Below are 19,920 nucleotides of genomic sequence, written 5' to 3'. Positions count from 1 at the left end.
GCTTTCTATTTTATCATCACCTGAGGCATTCTTCTATGTCTGGTTCTTTTCAATTTCATATACTTTTTTAACAATATCATAAAATACGGCATTTGTCGCAGCCTTGCTATCCGGCGTATCCATATGGACGACGACGAGCGCATATTTCGGTTTGTCCGCCGGAAAATAACCTGCGAACCATTTATGATAGAGCGATTTTTTGTCATCTGCCGTCCGGCCTGTCTGAGCTGTGCCCGATTTGCCCGCTACTTCGTACGGAAGATCTCTGAAGCGCCGGCCTGTCCCCTTTTCAGACGTGACGACTTTTCTGAGCAGTTTCTGCAGCTTTTGCGCGGTATACTGATCGATTTTCTCTCCGGGGAGCTTGTGATCTTTAAAAGCCGTCATCAATGTGCCGTTTTTATATTCGATCTGGTCTGCGATCTTGACTTGTTTTTTCTCTCCGCCTCTTGCAATGGTCGCCATCATGTTGGCGATTTCCAACGGGGTCAGCTTCACATTTTTTTGGCCGATGGCGGTCTGGGCTACAGCTTTTTTGACTTTTTTGTCCTTTTCATCCCCCCAGATTGATCCGGCAGTTTCATGATGAAACTGTCTGAACTCATCTTCATGATACAGCTTCCCTTCCCAGCCGACCCGTCCGGTCAGCCCAAGCTTTGCGGCGGTATCTTCGATCACGGAGCTGTTTTTTTCAACGAGCTGCCCAGCAAGATTTGTAAACGTGTAGTTGCAGCTTTCCGCAAAACTGTCTTCCAAGCTGAGCTTCCCTTTGTCTTCTCCGGCCTCACCGTACAGGTTCAAATTGCAGTTAAAGGTTTTTGACGGATGGTCCAAGCCGTTTTCGATCGCTGCCGCGGCAATCACGGTTTTAAAAACCGAGCCGGGATATACCGGTGTCAGCATATAGTTTTGCCTTGTTTTTTGCGATGCCATGTTGAGATCGGGCTTGCTCGCAATCGCCGCCACGCCGTTCGTCTCGATGTCAATCAGAACCGCTCCGCCTTTATCAAGCTGATGGTCAGCCAGTACATCTTCCATTGCCCGCTGAACCTTTTTGTCGATCGTTGTTTTGACTTGCAGCGGGTAAAACGGATTTGCATCTGCCGTATATTTGACGTCCATACCGAACAAAGGGTTTCCCAATCCGTCCACATGATACAACAGTTTTGTATCTTGTTCAGGCAGCAGGAATTCATCAAATGTCCGCTCCATGCCGAAGGTGCCGATTTTCGTGCTGATGGAGAGGCCCTCTTTATCGGGATATTTTCGTCGGAGAAGGTCCGGGTCTTGATTGGTCATACCGAGCGTATGCGAAGCCAGCCTGTTCTTTTCTGTTTCTTCTATGTATACGCCGTAAACGCCGGGATATTTCAGTTTATTGATTTTTTCGAGAGCCGTCTTTGAAATGGACGCTCCTTCATGTTTTGTAAGAATCACAGGTTTTTTCGCATGCTCAAGCTTATTCTCGAGCTCATCTTTTGTCATGTTTAAAATTTCGGCTGCTTCTTCGGCCGGCCATGGCTGATGTTTTAAAAAAGGAAATAAGACGATGGCCGGTTTTTGGGTGACGGACAAATGTTCGCCGTTCCGATCTAAAAAAGATCCTCTCCCGTCTGAAATCCGAACTTCCTCAGTGCGCTGTTTGACGCTTTCCTGGATTAAGTTCACATTCCGTTTAGAAAAGGATTCGGTAAAAAACAGTTGAATTTCAGCGAGCCTGATCAGCAGAAATAACAGGGCAGCCGAAATGATAATCGACACCCACTTCATGCGCTTTTGCCATTTCATAATAAAAACACCTCATCCACATTGTGGACGAGGTCATCGTTTGCTAAACAGATTTTATGAAATTTTCACAATTTTTACAAGCATTTCGCCGCCCGGTGTTTGAACGGTCACTTCGTCCCCGACCTGTTTGCCGAGAAGGCTTTTCGCGATTGGGGAATCGTTCGAGATTTTTCCTTCAAACGGATCGGCTTCCGCGCTGCCCACAATGGTATAAGATTCTTCTTCACCGTCAGGAAGCTCCGTAAATGTAACGGTTTTTCCGAGGCCGACGATATCTGAGTTTGCACCATCGTCTTCGATGATCTTTGCGTTGCGGATCATATTGTCAAGGGTTGTGATGCGCCCTTCTACAAAAGCTTGTTCTTCTTTTGCTGAATCGTATTCGGAGTTTTCGGAGAGGTCTCCGAAGCTTCTTGCCACTTTAATACGTTCAACAACTTCTTTACGTTTAACCGTTTTCAAATACTCAAGTTCTTCTTCCAGTTTTTTCTTTCCCGTTTCTGTCATAGGAAATACTTTCTCTTGTGCCATGTTCCTTCACTCCTTCTAGTTGGTTCCTCATCACTTGTATGTGAGGTATAGACTTGAATATACAAGAATGAGGACAACCCTTGTCCCCTTCTTCTCTCCCATATTTGTAAAGTATCATATAAACCGGATGGAAGGCTCCGGTAAATGGTGCTTATACAGTTAAAGAAGGGCTCAGGATGAGAACCCTTCAATTTCTATACATAATATGGTCAGAGTTGTGTTTGTCTATGCTATGTTATTATAAAATCGCGTTTTGTTCAAGAATAGTTTGTATTTTTGTTACCATCAGGTCGATGGCGACGCGGTTTTGTCCGCCCTCCGGAATAATGATATCGGCATAGCGTTTCGTCGGTTCGACAAACTGGTTATGCATCGGTCTGACGACTGAGATGTACTGCTCGATGACAGAATCGATCGAACGTCCTCTTTCTTTTATGTCTCTGACCATCCTTCTGATGATCCGCAGGTCGGCATCCGTATCGACATACAGCTTGATGTCCATTAAGTCGCGGAGCCTTTCATCCTCGAGGACAAGGATTCCTTCCAAAATAATAACATCTTTCGGATCGACGTGCACGACTTCCTCTGAACGCGTATGCAGCTTGTAATCGTAAATCGGCTTTTTGATCGGCTTGTAGGCAAGCAATTCATTTAAATGCTCGATCAAATAGTCATTATCAAATGCAAGCGGATGGTCGTAGTTCGTGTTCAGCCGCTCTTCAAACGGCAGATGGCTCTGATCTTTATAATATAAATCCTGTTCCAGCATCAAGATCGAATGACCTTTAAACTGTTCATAAATGGATCTGGTGACGCTCGTTTTTCCAGATCCGGAGCCTCCCGCTATGCCGATAACTACCGGTTTTTTCCCCATGCCATTACTGCCCCTTTCTCATCATGTTGCTAGGATATATCTTGTTGTCCACTTTAAATTTGACGATCTGCAGGGGATGGCGGGCTGCATCAAGCACATTGCCTTTTTCGTCCCATATCGTGTCAATTTTGCATGTGAAATTTTCGATTTCCGGACCGAAAAATTCGACTTCATCTCCGGTTTTAAAGAAGTTCCGCTGCTGGAGCGTGACCATTTTTGTCTCTTCATCATAATCAAGGACAAGTCCGGCAAAGTCGTATGTTGTCTTTTTGCCGTGAACGCCGAACATCTGCTCTTCATATCCGGGGGTTCCTTCAAAGAAAGCAGGCGCCGTGTCTCTATTGGCGCATTTGTCCAGTTCTTTCAGCCATTCTTCTTTGATGACGAAATTTTCGGGGTCAGCGCAATAAGAATCGATCACTTTTCTGTACACACTGACGACTGTCGCAATGTAGTGAATCGATTTCATCCGGCCTTCGATTTTCAGGCTATCAATACCCATTTCAATCATTTGCGGAATCGATTCGATCAGCTTCAGATCTTTCGGGCTCATCGCAAACGGTGCATCGCCTTCTTCATATAGCGGCAGTGCATTCGCCCCGTCCGTCTGATACAAATCATAGTCCCATCGGCATGACTGGCAGCAGCCTCCGCGGTTAGAGTCTCTGGCCGTCATATGGTTGCTGAGCACGCAGCGGCCGGAATAAGCGATGCACATCGCACCGTGTATGAATGTTTCGATTTCAATATCCACTTTTTCTTTCATTTCTCTGATCTCAAGTGCGCTCGTTTCGCGCGCGAGCACGACCCGCTCAAGGCCTTCTTCCTTCCAGAACTGAACGGCTTTCCAGTTTGAAAGGGACTGCTGGGTGCTCAAATGCACTTCCAGCTTCGGCGCGACCCTGCGGCATGTTTCAATGATCAGGGGATCAGCGACGATAATGCCTGACACGCCTGCTCCCTCGAGGTCGCGCAAATAGTCTTCTAGCCCGTCGATATTTTCTTCATGCGCAAAAATGTTTGTCGTCACATAAATTCTTGCGCCGTATTTTTTCGCAAATTCGACACCTTCAGCCATTTCTTCAATTGAAAAGTTATCTGCGTTTGAGCGGAGTCCATATTCACGTCCGCCGATAAATACAGCGTCTGCGCCATAGTGGACAGCGATTTTCAGTTTTTCCAAATTTCCCGCCGGAGCAAGAAGTTCTGGCTTTTTCGTAATGACGCGTTTTCCATCAACGATTTTGGAAATTTTATCTTTTACTGCAGACATGGCTATCCCTCCTTTTAGTATACTGTTTCTTTGAAAAAGAATCCGGTATCGATGCTGCGGTTTGCAGGCTGCAGCTGTTCAATCCGCTCGATCCATTCTTCTTTCTTGTCTTCGTATGCTTCTCTGTCTGCGATGCAAAGGTCGATGGCTTCGCGGTACATGGCCGTTACCTCAGTCATGTATTCGACCGATTTTAAAATCCCTTCAATTTTAAATGAATCGACGCCGGCATCGATTAAATCCTCAAGCTCATCAATGATGCAGACGTCATTCGGACTCATGATGTGCGTGCCGTTTTCGTCTTCGAAAATCGGATATTTGTTACCGCGTTCTTTATCATGAAGATACATGCCTTTTTCTTTTTTCTTTCCTTCGATATCCATGACTTTTCCCTGGTATTCAAAATAGTTGCCGATCAGGGAGCGCTTTGACTGGAACATACATGTCATGCCGTGAACCTGAATTTCGATCTCGACTTCTGCTTTCTCTTTAATCTCAACGATGCTGTCCATGTTGAGCTCTCTTGCGAGCACCGCGCGCTTCGCGCCCTTTCGCCCCCAATAGTTGCAGGAATAATGGTTGGTTGCGGTCGTTTCCGTATTCCAGTGAAGTTTCATATTCGGCGCTGATTCCCGTGCAGCCATAAGTACAGCGGGATCGCCGAAGACAACCGCATCGGCGCCTGCCTCTGCCAAGAAAGAAAGGTAGTCATTCAGTTCTGGCACCCGGTCATTGTGAAAAATCGCATTCACGGCAACATATACTTTTGCGCCTTTTTGATGAGCCTGAATGATGGCTTCTTTTACTTCCTCTCTGGAAAACTCCCCGGCTAAACGCAGACCGAACCTTTGTTCACCGATGATAAACGCATCGGCGCCCGCCTCTGCCAAAGGCTTAATATCCGAAACAGCCGTCGGCGTCACAAGCAGTTCAGGCTTTTTCATATCCGTTCACCTCTTTTTTGACTGACGGCCAATCCGTCGCCCACAGGCAGGATCGCCGTGTGGTAGTCAGGATGCTCCATCAGCCAATGATTGTAATGATCTATTTTCGATACAAGCTTTTTGATGCGCTTGTTTTCGATCTGATTGTAATCTGATGCGACAAGGCCTTTGAAAAGGACATTGTCAGTAAAAATGATGCCGTCATCGGCGAGCATTTTTTCATATATACTGAAAAACTTCTGATACTGGCCTTTTGCGGCATCGATAAAAAGCGCATCATAAGGAGCCATCGATTGAACGGCATCCGATTCGCTGAGCGCATCGCCGAAGAACACGTGAATTCTGTTTTCAAGCTGGAATGACCGGATGTTTTTCAACGCTTCCCGATACCTGTCTTCATCGCGCTCGATCGTAAAGATTTCAGCTTCGGGAAGGGCAAGTGCCATCCGAATCGCCGAATAACCGATGGCGGTACCGATTTCAAGAATTTTTTTCGGATTTTTGAGTGAAAGAAGCTGCAGGAGCACTTCGATTCCTGTCGGTTCCATAATGGGCACGCCATGCTTTTCGGCATAGGCCTCCAGTTTCATAATTTCAGCCGGTCTTTGCTTCAGCAGCTTTTCAAGATAGCCGGTCAATTCTTCGTGTCCAATCTTCACGGGCAGATGGCCTCCCTTTCATAAAAAAGAGCCTTAGGTCAGATGTGCAGCACTCTCCTAAAGCAGTCGACTGTCTTTTCTCAATAAACAACCCGATATATTTTATCATAAAACCTTTGTATTTGCGAATAAAAGGAGAGTAATTTTTACTCTCCTTTTTCCTCGTCCTGCGTGTTCGTAATGTATTTTGCTTTTGCTTTATTGTGTTCTTCAAGCGTTTTTGTAAAGACGACTTCCCCATTTTTCTTTGCAAGGAAATAAACATAGTCTGTTTGCTCCGGATTTAATGCCGCTTCCCAGGAGCTCTCTCCCGCGTTAGCAATCGGCCCAGGCGGTAGACCGGCATGTTTGTACGTATTATACGGGGAATCCGCTTCAAGGTCTTTGTACATGACACGGTTTTTATGCTCCCCAAGCGCGTATAAAACGGTCGGATCCGTTTGCAATGGCATGTTTTTACTGATGCGGTTGTAAAAGACGCTTGAGATTTTATGCCGGTCCGCTTTTTCGGTAGCTTCTTCTTCAATTAACGAAGCCATCGTCAAGGCTTTGTGGACGGACATCTTTTTGTCTTTCATCTGCTTTTCATACTTTTCAGCCAGCTGATCTGTTTGTTTGATCATCGCTTCGATGATTGCGTCCAGCTTCGTCTCAGGGTCGTAAAACGGATATGTCGCAGGATACAGGTATCCTTCAAGCGGATGCTTGATATTCTTGTTTAGCACGTCGTCGGTGATCAGTTTCGGATACTTCTGTTTTAATCGGCTGATGAATTCGCGGTCATCCAGCTTTTTCATAATGTCCGCTGCCGAGTAGTTGGTTTGTCCGGCAATGATAGCTGCGATTTCCTGGAGCTGTCTTCCTTCAGGAACGGTAATTTTAAATGCCGGTACATGCGAAGCGCTCGTCAGCTTTTTGACCATGCCGGCCGCATCCATCGACTGGCTGAGCTGAAAGTTCCCCGCTTGAAAGCCGGAGGCATTTTTAAATTTCACATAAGCGATAAATACTTTTTCGTTTTTAATTAGGTCCTCTTTTTTCAGTTTGGCGGCGATGGACGTAACGGTCGATCCTTCCGGAATATAGACGCTGACCGTTTTTGCATTATTTTTATCGACCGGTTCGAGCGCCGATTTGACGTAGAGCGAAACAGCGCCTGCGGTTAAAATCAGCAGAACCGCGACCACAGTCAGCCAAAACTTTATTTTATGTTTAAGGAGTCTTTTTATAAACGGTTTCTTTGTCTGATCTTCAAACATTGGTGTCCTCCTCTCCTCCCATGGTATATACTACATGATTCGTTATCATTCGGCAATTTATTACAAAATGTTTTAATAAAAAAAGCCGCCTGTCGGCAGCAGGGCGCAAATGATTGCAGATGCCCATTTAAAAAATGACAAAATCCTAAAACGGTTTAAGTTTTAGGATTTTGTCAAGCGGTTCAGCCGCTGCTTTATTCTTCTTCGTCTTCATCCGCTAAAAACGTGTTCAGCGTCTCTTCGATCATATCCCACTCTTCCTCTGTTTCAATCGGCATCAGTTCGCCGTCTTCTCCGGCTTCATTCGGTACGAAGCTTGAAGCATGGATCTCGATCTCTTCCTCGTCCTGTGCTTCAACCGGATAATAAAGCACGTATGACTTGTTAAACTGATCGCTGTCAAATGTGAAGAGCACTTCACACAGCTGTTCGTTTCCTTTGTCGTCTACAATCGTAATGTTTTTTTCTCCGTGTTCCATCTTAATCACCTCATGAGTTTAGGCTGTCGAGATATCCTTGAAGGATCATCACGGCCGCCATTTTATCTATTACTTTTTTTCTTTTCTGCCTGCTTACATCTGCTGAAATCAGCATTCTTTCGGCCGCCATTGTCGAGAGGCGCTCGTCCCAAAGCACGACGGGAACTTGAAACGTTTCTTCAAGCACTTCCGCGAACTTCTGGCTCGCCTCCCCCCTCGGGCCGACGGTTCCATTCATGTTTTTGGGAAAACCGAGTACAATCTTGTCAATTACATAGTCTTTCGTCAATTCGGCGAGGCGGTTCAAGCCGTAGTCACCGCCCGCCTCGTCGATTTTAATCGTTTCTATCCCTTGAGCCGTCCAGCCCATTTCATCGCTCAGCGCTACGCCGAGCGTTTTCGAACCTAAATCCAGACCTAATATTCGCATGCTTGTTTACGCCTCTTTATGCTGTTCTAAGTACGATTTAACCAATTCTTCGATTATCTCGTCTCTTTCTATTTTCCGAATCAGGTTACGTGCATCTCGATGCCTTGGAATGTAAGCGGGATCTCCTGATAGCAGGTATCCGACAATTTGGTTGATCGGGTTGTAGCCTTTTTCCTGAAGCGCATCATGGACGGTTATCAGCACTTCATTTACATTGGTTTCCATCGAATCGTCGGAAAAGTTAAATTTCATCGTCTTATCAAATGAGCTCACCGTTTTGCACCTCTTTCCCAAATTCGCAGGCAAAGTTTCAGCCTGATTACCTTCTAATCACCATTCTACACCACAACGGCTATTTATAAAACGGATTTTACCCATTCTTCCGCAGATGCTAATGCTTCAGCAAGCCGCTCAGGCTGTTTTCCTCCCGCCTGCGCCATGTCTGGACGGCCGCCTCCGCCGCCTCCGCATGCTTCTGCGACTTGCTTGACAAGCTTGCCTGCGTGGAAACCCCGCTCTATTAAATCTTTTGTAACTCCGGCGGAAATATTCACTTTTTCGTTTTGAACCGCCCCGAGAACGATGACGGCTGAGCCCAGTTTCGCCTTCAGATCGTCAACCATTGTGCGCAGGTGATTCATATCTTTGGCATTCACTTTTTCTGCGAGCAGTTTGATTCCGTCAATTTCTTTTACTTTTTCTAAAATCTCTCCGGCTTCTTTATTTCCCAGTTTCGCCAATAAAGATTCGTTTTCTCTCTGAGCTTCTTTCAGATCAGACTGGAGCGCTTCGATCCGTTTCGGCACTTCCTTCACATTGGTTTTCAGGACTTCTGCCGCCTGCTCGAGAAGCTCCAGTTTGGCGTTCATCTCTTCATAAGCGCCCTGCCCAGTTACCGCTTCGATTCTGCGGGTGCCGGCCCCGATGCCTGATTCGGACACGATCTTAAAGAGACCGATTTCAGCCGTGTTTCTCACGTGGCAGCCTCCGCACAGCTCGATGCTGTAGTCGCCAACTTGAACGACGCGGACGATGTCTCCGTATTTTTCGCCAAACAGCGCCATGGCTCCCATCGCTTTCGCTTCATCAATCGGTTTTAAGTCGATTTGCACAGGAATCGATGCCCAAATTTTCTCGTTCACTTTTGTTTCTATTTGTTCGAGTTCTTCCTTAGTCACCTGTCCAAAGTGAGAGAAGTCAAAGCGCAGACGGCTGTCAGTGACTAGCGAGCCGGCCTGGTTGACATGCGTACCGAGCACATCTTTCAGCGCCTGATGAAGCAAATGTGTCGCGGTATGGTTTTTGACGATGTCTTTTCTTAGCCGCTCCGTGACTTCTGCGGTCACGCTCATGCCTCTTTTAATTGCGCCGCTTTCCACGATCCCTTCATGCAGGTTCTGGCCGTTCGGCGCTTTTTTAACATCTGTGACGCGAATCGCGGCATCCCCGCTTTTAACCCAGCCTCTATCACCGATTTGCCCGCCGCTTTCAGCATAGAACGGGGTTTTTTCCAGGATAAACTGAACTTTCTTGCCTTCTTGAACGAGGTCGGCAAGTTCCCCGTCTTGAAGAAGCTCGGCGATTTTCGTTTCCGTTTTGATATCGGAATAGCCGATGAATTCGCTTTTTGTCATGATATCGCGGAGAGCGCCGCCTTGAACCTGCATGCTGCCGACGTCCTGGCGCGCCTGCCGGGCCCGTTCGCGCTGCTTGTCCATCTCGCGCTCAAATCCGTCATGATCGACTTCCATGCCTTCATCTTCGGCGTATTCTTCGGTCAGTTCAACAGGGAATCCATACGTATCATACAGTTTAAAGACATCTTCCCCGGAAATGATGCGGTTTCCTTTTGCTTTTTCCTTTTGAATCACTTCTGAGAGAATCGCCAAGCCCTCGTGCAATGTTTCATGGAAGCGTTCTTCCTCTGTTTTGATGACTTTCGCGATAAAGTCCGCTTTTTCTTTGACTTCGCCGTAGAATGCGGCCATGATGTCGGCCACTACCGGCACGAGCTCATACATAAACGGACGGTTGATATTGATGGACTTCGCATAGCGGACAGCGCGGCGAAGCAGCCTTCTGATGACATAGCCGCGCCCCTCGTTTGACGGAAGCGCTCCGTCGCCGACCGCAAACGCAGCCGTTCGAATATGGTCGGCCACAACCTTAAATGCCGTATCTTTTTCAGCAGATGTGCCGTACTTTTCTCCTGAAATGGCTTCTGTCGCCTTGATGATCGGCATAAACAAATCCGTATCATAGTTCGTCTTGGCATCTTGAATAACAGATACCATCCGTTCAAGACCCATCCCCGTATCGATGTTTTTCTTCGGAAGCGGTGTGTATGTTCCGTCAGGATTGTGGTTGAACTCGGAGAACACAAGATTCCATACTTCAAGGTAACGCTCGTTCTCCCCACCCGGGTAAAGTTCCGGATCAGACGGGTCATTTCCATAATCTTCACCGCGGTCATAGAAAATTTCGGTATTCGGTCCGCTCGGGCCTTCACCGATATCCCAGAAGTTTCCTTCCAGTCTGATGATCCGTTCCTCAGGAACGCCGATTTTTTTTGACCATAATTCATACGCTTCGTCATCTTCCGGATGGACCGTGACTGACAGCCGTTCGGGATCGAAGCCGATCCATTTTTGATCGGTTAAAAATTCCCATGCCCACTCGATCGCTTCTTCTTTGAAATAATCGCCGATCGAAAAGTTCCCGAGCATTTCAAAGAACGTATGGTGGCGGGCTGTTTTCCCGACATTTTCAATATCGTTCGTCCTGATTGATTTTTGAGCGTTGCAGATACGCGGATTCTCCGGCACAACCCGTCCGTCAAAATATTTTTTCAGCGTCGCAACTCCGCTGTTGATCCAAAGCAGGGAGGGATCTTCATGCGGAATAAGAGAGGCGCTCGGTTCAACGGCATGCCCTTTTTCTTTAAAAAAATCTAAAAACATTTGGCGCACTTGTGCGGATGTCAATGTCTTCATTATTTTTTCCTCCTTTAAATGATGCACATGCAAATTAAAAAGCCCCCGCCCTATGCAAACAACGTTTACACAGGGACGAGAGCTCCTCTCGCGGTACCACCCTGATTATGGGCGTAACAAAACGCCCATCACCTTGATATCCGAATAACGCCGGATGAAGACGGCAGGTTTTCGCCTGCACTCAGGATTAGCTTCTACTGATCTTCTGTTAAAGCTCTTTCACCGCAATGGAGCTTCTCTCTATAAAACAGGGCTTCAGTATACTCGGATCCGTCAATCGAGATACGTATGTATGTCTATTTCGAAATTATAGACAACGGAAGCCGTTATGTCAAACTTCTGCCGCTCACGCTTTTCTTGCCGCTAAAAAATGGACGAGCATCACTTTGATAACGGCCATGACAGGCACAGCCAGAATCATGCCGATGATACCGGCAAGCTCCCCGCCCGCCAGCAATCCAAGCATAATGACGACGGGATGCATATGCAGGCTTTTGCCGACGACAAGAGGGCCGAGAATATTGCCTTCGATAAACTGCAGCACCAAAATCGTAATGATCACCACGAAAACGAGCCTCGTCGATAAAGCGGCAGCTACAATAACGGCGGGAATCGCGCCGATGACGGGACCGAAATACGGGATGACATTTGTCGCGCCGATGACAAGGCCGAGGATCAGCGGATAGGGCAGGTCAAAAAACCAAAATGACAGGCTCGCTCCCAAGCCGATGACAAGACAGACAAAAAGCTGGCCTCTGATGTAGTCTCCAAGAGAATCATCGACATCGCGGATGAATTCGCTGCCTCTCGCCCTCCATGAAGAAGGCGTCAAATACCATACCGCCTTCTTCATCGTATCAATATCTTTCACCATATAGAATACTAAAAAAGGAATAATCGCCGCCACGAGCATATAATCAAAAACGAACCGGATGCTTCTGATCGTCCGTTCCACCCAGCTTGCTACGAATTCCTCCGTCTGATTGACGAACCTGTCGATCCTGTCGTGCATGCCGTCGGGCCAGCCGTCTGTATGATGATGCAGCTGATCCAGCATGCTTTCGTAAGATGCGGCAAGAAACGGAATTCCCTCTGATAGCTCTGTCAGCTGTTTAATGAGGATCGGCACCCCTTTGTAAAAGGCATAGCCGAGACCGGCAAAAAACAGAACATAAATCAGCAAAATACTCAATGTTCTCGGCACGCCGGCCCGGTGTATCTTTTCAACGACAGGCAAAAGCAGATAGGTGATAAAAACCGCAATTACAAGCGGAATCAGAATCGACTTCAGCAGCACGCAGACAGGCTCCCAAATCATTCTCAGCTGCAAAAAGATATAGACGGTTAATAGCAAAAGCATGAAGATCGAGACCCACATTAAAAGCTGCAGCGGTTTTTTCAGCATTTTTTTCACCCCTTGTTAGCTTTTGATTTCTGCTTGTAATTATTCCCGAAGAAAAAAGGGACACCCTTTTAAAGGTATCCCTTCTGCTTAAAACATTTTCATGACGCGTCTTCTCAGCTTTCTCATGTTTCGCTTGTTCATCATATCGTTCTGAGACGCCATGTAGTACATCAAAGCCCCGGCTCCTAAAGAAATGAGAGAAGTCATTGTACGATTCAACTTTCTAACCTCCATTCAAAGGTTAATCGTTCGTTCGTCATCTGAAAACAGATCGTCCAGGCTGCTCAATGTTCCGTCCTCTTCGACTTGATGAGTCGAAATTTTTCCTTTTGAAAGGGTCAGCTCAATAAAGCATCCCCAGCAGTAATATTGATTTACACCGATTTTGCCGATGTTTTTGCTTTTGCAATTCGGGCAAACGAGCATTTGAACACACACCTCTTATTCGTTCAAGACGATTGTGCTTCTGCCTACTTCAAGCGGTTCCCCAGATGAGTGAATCTGCTTTTTGTCGCCTGACAAATCGGCAAAAAAACCGTCTGATAGTTCATATGCTACGATTATGCCCGTGTCGGAAGAAAAGTATACATCTTCCAGCATGCCCAGCGTATCTCCTGCTCCGTTTTTGACCATTTTTTGTTTCATCTGGTCATAAGAAAGACTCTGCTTCGGAATTTGCATCGGCTTGAATTCGGTGAAATCAACATATACGCTGTCACGTCCGATTTCGGTGACAGCGGGAAGCGGAAGAAGCGAACGGGGATTGTAAAAGCGCCGCTTCTCTTCCATAATCAATCCGAGACATGTCCCTTCATTGGAAAAACAGATATCTGTTACCACCCCAAGCGGGAGAGAAGATTGTCTGTCGTAAACATTGAGTCCTTCCAGCTCATTGCATGTTCTCAAAGTGTGATCAACCACCTTTTTACGAACATTCTTATGATCTGCTGTTGCGACGCGACTCATACGATGAAATGGATTCCATGAAAAACACTTATTCTGCTTCCTTTTCCATAAAATCAAAAGGTGTAATGCCTTCCATCCCGATATTGGCGTCATAGACGCTAAAAGGCAGCTCTTTTTGCAGCGCCATGAGCTCTTCATCCTCTTCATGCGCCGCCTGCTGAAGCCTTCTTTTAAGCGATGTCTGCCTTTCCGATGATTCCTTATTTTTCACGCCCCATTCAAGGGCCTCTTCTTCCCCGCACAAAATCAGGAATTTCTTGCTTCTTGTGATGGCCGTGTAAAGCAAGTTCCTTCTCAGCATGCGGTAATAGCTTTTGACGACCGGAAGGATGACGATCGGAAATTCGCTGCCCTGCGATTTGTGGATCGAACAGCAATAGGCGTGCGTAAATTGGTTAAAATCTTTTTTTGTAAAGGTGATTTCATTCCCGTCGAAAGAGACGACGGCCATATCTTCTTTTTCCGTATTTTCTTTTGCATAAAAAATCGAGACGATCTCACCCATATCACCGTTAAACACGTTGTGTTCCGGCTGGTTGACGAGCTGAAGCACTTTATCCCCGGTACGGTACACGACATCGCCGTACTTCATTTCCCTGCCTTTCGGCTTCGGGGGATTCAGGATGCCCTGCAAAAGCGCGTTTAACTCGTTGATACCGGCTGCTCCCCTGTACATCGGAGCCAAAATCTGAATATCCCTGGCCGAATACCCTTTTTGCAGCGCGTTTTTGACGACTTTTTCGACGACTTCTTTAATCTGCTGCTGGCGGCAGCGAATGAAAGAACGGTCTTTTGTCGGCGCGGTCAAGTTTTCAGGAAGCTTTCCTTGTTTCATTTCATGCGCCAGTTCAACGATGGAAGAGCCTTCAGCCTGCCTGTAAATATCGGTTAATCTGACAGAAGGAATGACATTCGATGCCAAAAGATCCCTCAGCACCTGTCCGGGACCGACGGACGGAAGCTGGTCTTCATCTCCGACCATGATGACCTGAATCCGGTCGGGAATCGCCTTGAACAATTGGTTGGCGAGCCATATATCAAGCATGCTCGTTTCATCAATGATGAGCAGCCGTCCGTCAATCGGATTGTCTTCATCGTGCGTAAATCCTTCGGCTCCATTCCAGCCGAGAAGCCTGTGAATCGTTACGGCCGGCAACCCGGTCGACTCGCTCATCCGCTTAGCGGCCCGGCCGGTCGGTGCTGCGAGCACAAACGGAAACGTTTCATCCTTTTTGTAATCAGCCAGATTTAAGCTTAAGCCGTGCAGCTCGCTGTACAACTCGACGATTCCCCTAATGACGGTCGTTTTCCCGGTTCCCGGTCCGCCTGTCAAAAGCAGCATCGGCGACATCAGCGCTTTTTGAATCGCTTCTTTTTGACTTGGCGCGTACTGCACTTTCATCCGTTCTTCAAGCTCCCCTAAAGCGAGCAGGAATTCCGATTCGGGAAACTGGTCATCGTATTCGGTCTGTCCGGCGATTTTCTGCACCCTTTTGGCAAAGCTTTGTTCAGCGTAGTAAAGGGACGGATAATAACACCTTTCATCTTCAATGAACAGCTCTTTTTGCTCCCCTAAAGAAATGATCGCGTCCGCCACATCCATCTCGGTTACTTTTTCATCACCTGCAGACTGGTTTAACAGTTTTTGCGTCTCGATGATGAGCTGTCTCGTGTCTATGTATGTATGCCCTTCTTGAAGGCATGTCGCTTCAACCGTGTATAAAATCGCCGCCTTGATCCGCTCTTCATGTTTGCCTGAGATCCCCATTCTGCCGCCCAGTTCGTCCGCCTTGATAAAGCCGATTCCTTCGACATCCTTGACAAGCTGGTACGGATTTTCTCGGATTTTATCAAGCGTTTCCGCTTCATACGCCTGATAAATTTTCATGGACAGCTGAGGGCCGAAGCCGAATTCGCTCAAGGAGATCATAATCTGTTCGAGCCCCTGATGCTGCTGCAGGGCAGCGGCAAGCTTATCCGCCTTTTTTTTGGAGAGCTTCGGAACATCATACAGGACGGCGCCGTCGCTTAAAATTTTGTTGATCGCACCTTCCCCAAGCTTATTAACAATTTCCTCGGCCGTTTTTTTGCCGATTCCTTCAAATAAATCGCTGGCCAAGTATTGGATCACGCCTTCTTTTGTTGTCGGCACTTCTTTTTTAAAATGATCCGCTTGAAATTGCAGGCCAAATTTCGGATGGGAGGCGGTTTTTCCGTAAAAAGTGTAGATATCGTCTTCATGGATCAAAGGAAAGTAACCCGTGACAGAAACGGTTTTGTCTTCAAAAGACTCCGATGTTTCTTCCACTTTTACCTTTAATACGGTATACAGGTTTGTTTCATTATGATAAATGACAGCCGCAACCGTTCCTTTTACAAATGAAGCTTCTTCCATTTCAATTTGGTCCGGGTTATGGCGCTGCATCACTGTACTCCCCCTCTCCATTCAAAATCCGTCATGACGGCTCTTGATCAATCAAGCTTCTTCCAAAAGCTGCTTGGCGCGAATGCTGAGCATATGGTCCGGCTGAATGTCCAGCGCCTTGTTCAGCATGGCAAGCGCGGTTTCCTGATCTTCCTTAAACGCATAGGCAACGCCTAAATTATAAAAAGCATCTGCATGGGACGGATCGCGCTCTGTTACATTTGAAAACTCCGTGATCGCTTCGTCCAGCATCCCTTCATTGGCAAGGCACATCGCGTATTGAAAACGGGCTTCGACATCCGTATCGTTCTGCTCAGCGGCCCTTTGCAAATACGGCATCGCGAGCTTCGGCTGCTCAAGCTTCACAAGCGTCGTCCCGAGCATATAATATAAGTCGCTGTTTTCCATGCCCGTCCGATGCGCTTTTTCAAACATGTCCTTCGCTTCTTGATACCGTTCTTTCATGACATAGACATTCCCGGCTCCATAATAAGCTGCTCCCGCTTTCTCGTCCAAAGCAGCCGCCCGGTCGTAAAACTTAAGCGCCCTGTCCAGTTCCCCGACTGCCGAAAGCAGATTGGCAAAGTTGATATAAGGCACCGGATCGCCGCTGTTTTCATCAATTGCCTTTGTAAAGGCTTCTGCGGCTTTTTCAAAGTCGCCTTTTTGCATAGCATCTATTCCAATTTGATTGTAATCCAAAAGCCCTCTCCCTTTCACGAACTATTTTAAAAAGGCCGCCGACATTGCCGGCAGCCGTTCGAGAAGCTCCGGGGTGTTATCCAGAGCCCCGGTTTTATACATACCAAAGTTGTTGTCCGTCTTTAAACACATCATCAATCGTTCCGCCGCCTAGGCATTCTTCACCTCTGTAAAAGACAACCGCTTGTCCCGGCGTAACGGCGCGGACCGGCTCTTTAAAGACGACCTCTGCTTCATCTGTCCCGGTCATTCTGACAGTGACTTCGTGATCGGTTTGGCGATAGCGGAATTTGGCCGTGCAGGCGAGCTCTTCTTCACCGCCGAAGACGCCGTCATGCACAAAGCTTACGTTTGTCGCCGTGATCTTATCGGAGAAAAGAAGCGGATTGTCGAATCCTTGGTCAACATACAAGATGTTTTTTTCGAGGTCTTTACCGACGACGAACCAAGGGTCTCCGCTTCCGCCGATGCCGAGGCCGTGCCTTTGTCCGATCGTATAGTACATTAAACCGTCGTGGCGGCCTTTGAATTCGCCTTCCATCGTCCGCATATCTCCCGGCTGTGCTGGAAGGTACTGGCTGAGAAACGTTTTGAAGTTCCGTTCTCCGATAAAGCAGATGCCTGTGCTGTCTTTTTTGGAAGCTGTCGCAAGCCCCGCTTCTTTTGCGATTTCCCTGACACGGCTTTTTTGAAGCTCGCCGATAGGAAACAGCACTTTGCTTAACTGCTCTTCTGTCAGCTGGTTAAGAAAATAGGTCTGATCTTTATTTTCGTCCAGCCCTCTGAGCATTTTAACACGTCCGTCCGTACGGTCGACCCGCGCATAGTGGCCGGTGGCCAAATAATCGGCTCCAAGCGACAAAGCGTGCTCCAAAAAGGCTTTAAATTTAATCTCTTTGTTGCACATCACATCCGGGTTCGGCGTTCTGCCCGCTTTATATTCATCAAGGAAATATTGAAAAACCTTTTCCCAATACTGCTTTTCAAAATTTACCGCATAGTACGGAATTCCGATTTGATTACATACCTTTATAACATCTTCGTAATCTTCCGTCGCTGTGCAAAAACCGTTCTCATCTGTGTCATCCCAGTTTTTCATAAAAATTCCGATGACATCATAGCCCTGCTCTTTCAAAAGCAAAGCCGCCACAGAGGAATCAACGCCTCCGGACATTCCGACGACCACCCGTGTATCTTCAGGCCGCTTCGTCATTTTCATCAACTCCAATAAATCAATTCAAAAACTTGTCCTTTCAGATCATATCATCATTTTCGGGCAAGATGCGAATCTTTAGCTCGGAGCGTCGCTTCCCGACACTTATGACAGGCGCTGAACAATTGCCGCAAGTTCTTTCGCGGCCCGCTCCACCTGCTCCTCTGTATTGCCAAAGCCGAAGCTGATCCGTATGGATGACGTCAGCCGGTCATCTTCCTCGCCAAACATGGCGGAGAGAACATGGGACGGAAGCACAGATCCGGCCGTGCACGCCGATCCGCTCGATACTGCAATTCCCGCCATATCGAGATTAACGAGCAGCGATTCAACAGATACTCCCGGAAAATACAGATTTAAAATATGCGGCAGGCTGTGCTCTCTGCTGCCGTTCACATCGAAGGAGACGCCATCTGCTTCCAGCGTACGAATGACGATGTCTTTAAACCGGCGGTAAAGCGCCGATTTTTCTTCTCTTTCCTGACCTGACAGCAAAACGGCTTCACCGAGTCCCGCGATTCCCGGGACATTTTCCGTTCCCGCGCGGCGTTTGCGTTCCTGCTCTCCTCCGAAAAGCAGCTGGCTGAGCTTCACCTTTTCGTTGACGTATAAGAAGCCTGTCCCCTTCGGCCCGTTCAGTTTATGTCCGGAGACTGACATCATATCGATGCGGCTTTTTTGCACATCAATCGGCAAAAAGCCGAAGGCTTGTACCGCATCTGTATGAAACAGCGCCCGATGGTCTTTTAGCAGATCGCCGATCTCATCTATCGGCTGAATCGTTCCCACTTCATTGTTTCCATACATTACCGTCACCAGGATGGTATCGTCCCGCAGCGCGTCTTTCACCTGCTCAGCGGAAATTCTTCCGCTTTCGTCGACATCAAGATATGTGATGTCAAATCCCATTTCTTCAAGCCTGTTGCACGTATGCAGAACGGCGTGGTGCTCGACTTTTGTCGTGATGATGTGACGGCCCTGCTGCTCTCTCGCCAGCGCGGTTCCGAGAATCGCCATATTGTCGGCTTCGGTTCCCCCGCTCGTAAAAACGATTTCATTGGGATGCGCTCCGATTTCCCGAGCGATCATCTCCCTCGTGCCGTCAAGCCATTTTCGGCTCTCCCTCCCAAAGGAATGAATGCTTGAAGGGTTTCCGAAGTTTTCCGTTAAGTAAGGCAGCATTTTTTCCACTACCCGTGGGTCAGTCGGAGAAGTCGCTGCATGGTCTAAGTAAATCCGTTCCATCGTACCATTACACCTCAATCTTAAATGTAAAACATATACGCTTCTTGCTCGCCCTCTGTATAGCTGGCCAAGTCTTCAAGCGTCGTGGAGTCCAGCACTTCCTTGACAGCGTCGCGAATCTTGATCCACAGCTCGCGCTTTGCCGGCTCCTCATTTTCAAGTACTTCCACCGGGCTGATCGGTCCTTCCAGAACGCGAATGATATCGCCCGCCGTAATCGCCTCAGGCTCGTCACCCAGAATATAGCCGCCGTACGCGCCGCGGATGCTTTTCACAAGCCCTGCGTTCCGCAAAGGTGAAACAAGCTGTTCCAAATAATGTTCCGATAAATCGTTTGTCTGAGCAATACTTTTCAAAGAAGTCGGGCCTTCCCCATGCTTTTTAGCAAGCTCAATCATAATCGTCAGCCCGTATCTGCCTTTAGTTGATATTTTCAAAATAAACACCTCTAACCTATAATAAATCATGCCTTCAGGACGAAGGTACTCGGCGTTTTTCGCAGGACGCGAAAGCTCTTAGCCGAGTCTCCTTTTCTCACCAGAACAAAGCTACTCGGCGTTCCTCGAAGGACGCGAAAGCCTTTAGCCGAGTCTCCTTTCTCACCAAGACGAAGGTACTCGGCGTTCCTCGAAGGAGGAAAAAGCACGCAGCCGAGTCCCGTTCGGACGCAGGAGGCGTCCGGCACATCCTAACAAGGCATAAGCCGTTCTCCAAATGAAATTACCGGTGCAAGC

At 47.5% G+C, this 19,920-nt stretch carries 20 protein-coding genes; all 20 read right to left on the bottom strand.

Features of this window, described 5'->3' with window-relative positions; translation table 11 throughout:
- Window positions 1-33: 33 nt before the first annotated feature.
- The 20 genes from M1D90_RS07240 to cymR all read right to left on the bottom strand — a co-directional run bounded on the left by M1D90_RS07240 (window position 34) and on the right by cymR (window position 19,623).
- Complete coding sequence (locus M1D90_RS07240) at window positions 34-1,788, bottom strand: peptidoglycan D,D-transpeptidase FtsI family protein (protein ID WP_145930163.1); 1,755 nt, start codon at window positions 1,786-1,788, stop codon at window positions 34-36.
- Window positions 1,789-1,842: 54 nt separating this feature from the next.
- Window positions 1,843-2,319, bottom strand: coding sequence for a transcription elongation factor GreA (gene greA / locus M1D90_RS07235; protein ID WP_020452389.1), 477 nt, complete (start codon window positions 2,317-2,319; stop codon window positions 1,843-1,845).
- Between the two features lie 238 nt (window positions 2,320-2,557).
- Entirely contained in the window at window positions 2,558-3,193 is a 636-nt protein-coding gene (gene udk, locus M1D90_RS07230) for a uridine kinase (protein ID WP_020452390.1), read from the bottom strand.
- 4 nt (window positions 3,194-3,197) lie between these two features.
- Entirely contained in the window at window positions 3,198-4,466 is a 1,269-nt protein-coding gene (locus tag M1D90_RS07225; protein WP_020452391.1) for a peptidase U32 family protein, read from the bottom strand.
- Between the two features lie 14 nt (window positions 4,467-4,480).
- Complete coding sequence (locus tag M1D90_RS07220; RefSeq protein ID WP_023855373.1) at window positions 4,481-5,410, bottom strand: peptidase U32 family protein; 930 nt, start codon at window positions 5,408-5,410, stop codon at window positions 4,481-4,483.
- Window positions 5,407-6,069 (bottom strand): O-methyltransferase, encoded by a 663-nt coding sequence (locus tag M1D90_RS07215; RefSeq protein ID WP_020452393.1) that lies wholly within the window; start codon window positions 6,067-6,069, stop codon window positions 5,407-5,409. The genes M1D90_RS07220 and M1D90_RS07215 overlap by 4 nt, the downstream gene beginning before the upstream one ends.
- A 146-nt stretch (window positions 6,070-6,215) precedes the next feature.
- Window positions 6,216-7,328, bottom strand: a complete 1,113-nt coding sequence (gene mltG / locus M1D90_RS07210; RefSeq protein ID WP_023855374.1) for an endolytic transglycosylase MltG — start codon at window positions 7,326-7,328, stop codon at window positions 6,216-6,218.
- A 194-nt stretch (window positions 7,329-7,522) separates the two neighbouring features.
- A complete protein-coding gene (locus tag M1D90_RS07205) occupies window positions 7,523-7,807 on the bottom strand; it encodes a DUF1292 domain-containing protein (protein ID WP_016885528.1) in 285 nt (94 codons plus the stop codon).
- Window positions 7,808-7,817: 10 nt separating this feature from the next.
- Entirely contained in the window at window positions 7,818-8,237 is a 420-nt protein-coding gene (ruvX, locus tag M1D90_RS07200) for a Holliday junction resolvase RuvX (protein WP_003183918.1), read from the bottom strand.
- Between the two features lie 6 nt (window positions 8,238-8,243).
- Window positions 8,244-8,510 carry an IreB family regulatory phosphoprotein gene (locus M1D90_RS07195; protein WP_003183920.1) on the bottom strand — a complete coding sequence of 89 codons (267 nt, stop codon included), beginning with the start codon at window positions 8,508-8,510 and terminating at the stop codon, window positions 8,244-8,246.
- A gap of 83 nt (window positions 8,511-8,593) precedes the next feature.
- A complete protein-coding gene (alaS, locus tag M1D90_RS07190) occupies window positions 8,594-11,230 on the bottom strand; it encodes an alanine--tRNA ligase (RefSeq protein ID WP_023855375.1) in 2,637 nt (878 codons plus the stop codon).
- 346 nt (window positions 11,231-11,576) lie between these two features.
- The gene (locus M1D90_RS07185) at window positions 11,577-12,635 is read right to left on the bottom strand and encodes an AI-2E family transporter (protein ID WP_103749539.1); all 1,059 of its coding nucleotides are present in this window, start codon (window positions 12,633-12,635) and stop codon (window positions 11,577-11,579) included.
- A gap of 87 nt (window positions 12,636-12,722) precedes the next feature.
- Window positions 12,723-12,854 carry a YrzQ family protein gene (locus tag M1D90_RS07180; RefSeq protein WP_003183926.1) on the bottom strand — a complete coding sequence of 44 codons (132 nt, stop codon included), beginning with the start codon at window positions 12,852-12,854 and terminating at the stop codon, window positions 12,723-12,725.
- A gap of 15 nt (window positions 12,855-12,869) precedes the next feature.
- Window positions 12,870-13,061, bottom strand: coding sequence for a hypothetical protein (locus M1D90_RS07175; RefSeq protein ID WP_016885531.1), 192 nt, complete (start codon window positions 13,059-13,061; stop codon window positions 12,870-12,872).
- Window positions 13,062-13,076: 15 nt separating this feature from the next.
- Window positions 13,077-13,541, bottom strand: coding sequence for a PRC-barrel domain-containing protein (locus tag M1D90_RS07170; RefSeq protein WP_023855377.1), 465 nt, complete (start codon window positions 13,539-13,541; stop codon window positions 13,077-13,079).
- Between the two features lie 88 nt (window positions 13,542-13,629).
- Window positions 13,630-16,026, bottom strand: coding sequence for an SF1B family DNA helicase RecD2 (gene recD2 / locus M1D90_RS07165; RefSeq protein ID WP_456283271.1), 2,397 nt, complete (start codon window positions 16,024-16,026; stop codon window positions 13,630-13,632).
- A gap of 51 nt (window positions 16,027-16,077) precedes the next feature.
- On the bottom strand, window positions 16,078-16,728 hold the full coding sequence (locus M1D90_RS07160; protein ID WP_456283269.1) for a tetratricopeptide repeat protein: 651 nt from the start codon (window positions 16,726-16,728) through the stop codon (window positions 16,078-16,080).
- A 94-nt stretch (window positions 16,729-16,822) separates the two neighbouring features.
- Complete coding sequence (gene mnmA, locus M1D90_RS07155) at window positions 16,823-17,941, bottom strand: tRNA 2-thiouridine(34) synthase MnmA (RefSeq protein ID WP_456283267.1); 1,119 nt, start codon at window positions 17,939-17,941, stop codon at window positions 16,823-16,825.
- Window positions 17,942-18,046: 105 nt separating this feature from the next.
- Window positions 18,047-19,186, bottom strand: a complete 1,140-nt coding sequence (locus tag M1D90_RS07150; RefSeq protein ID WP_456283265.1) for a cysteine desulfurase family protein — start codon at window positions 19,184-19,186, stop codon at window positions 18,047-18,049.
- A gap of 20 nt (window positions 19,187-19,206) precedes the next feature.
- Entirely contained in the window at window positions 19,207-19,623 is a 417-nt protein-coding gene (cymR, locus tag M1D90_RS07145; protein WP_023855382.1) for a cysteine metabolism transcriptional regulator CymR, read from the bottom strand.
- Window positions 19,624-19,920 lie beyond the last annotated feature (297 nt).

This window comes from Bacillus sp. JZ34 (genome assembly GCF_053903205.1).
The sequence above is the reverse complement of the archived record's forward strand: the minus strand, read 5'-3'. Positions and strand labels throughout refer to the sequence as shown.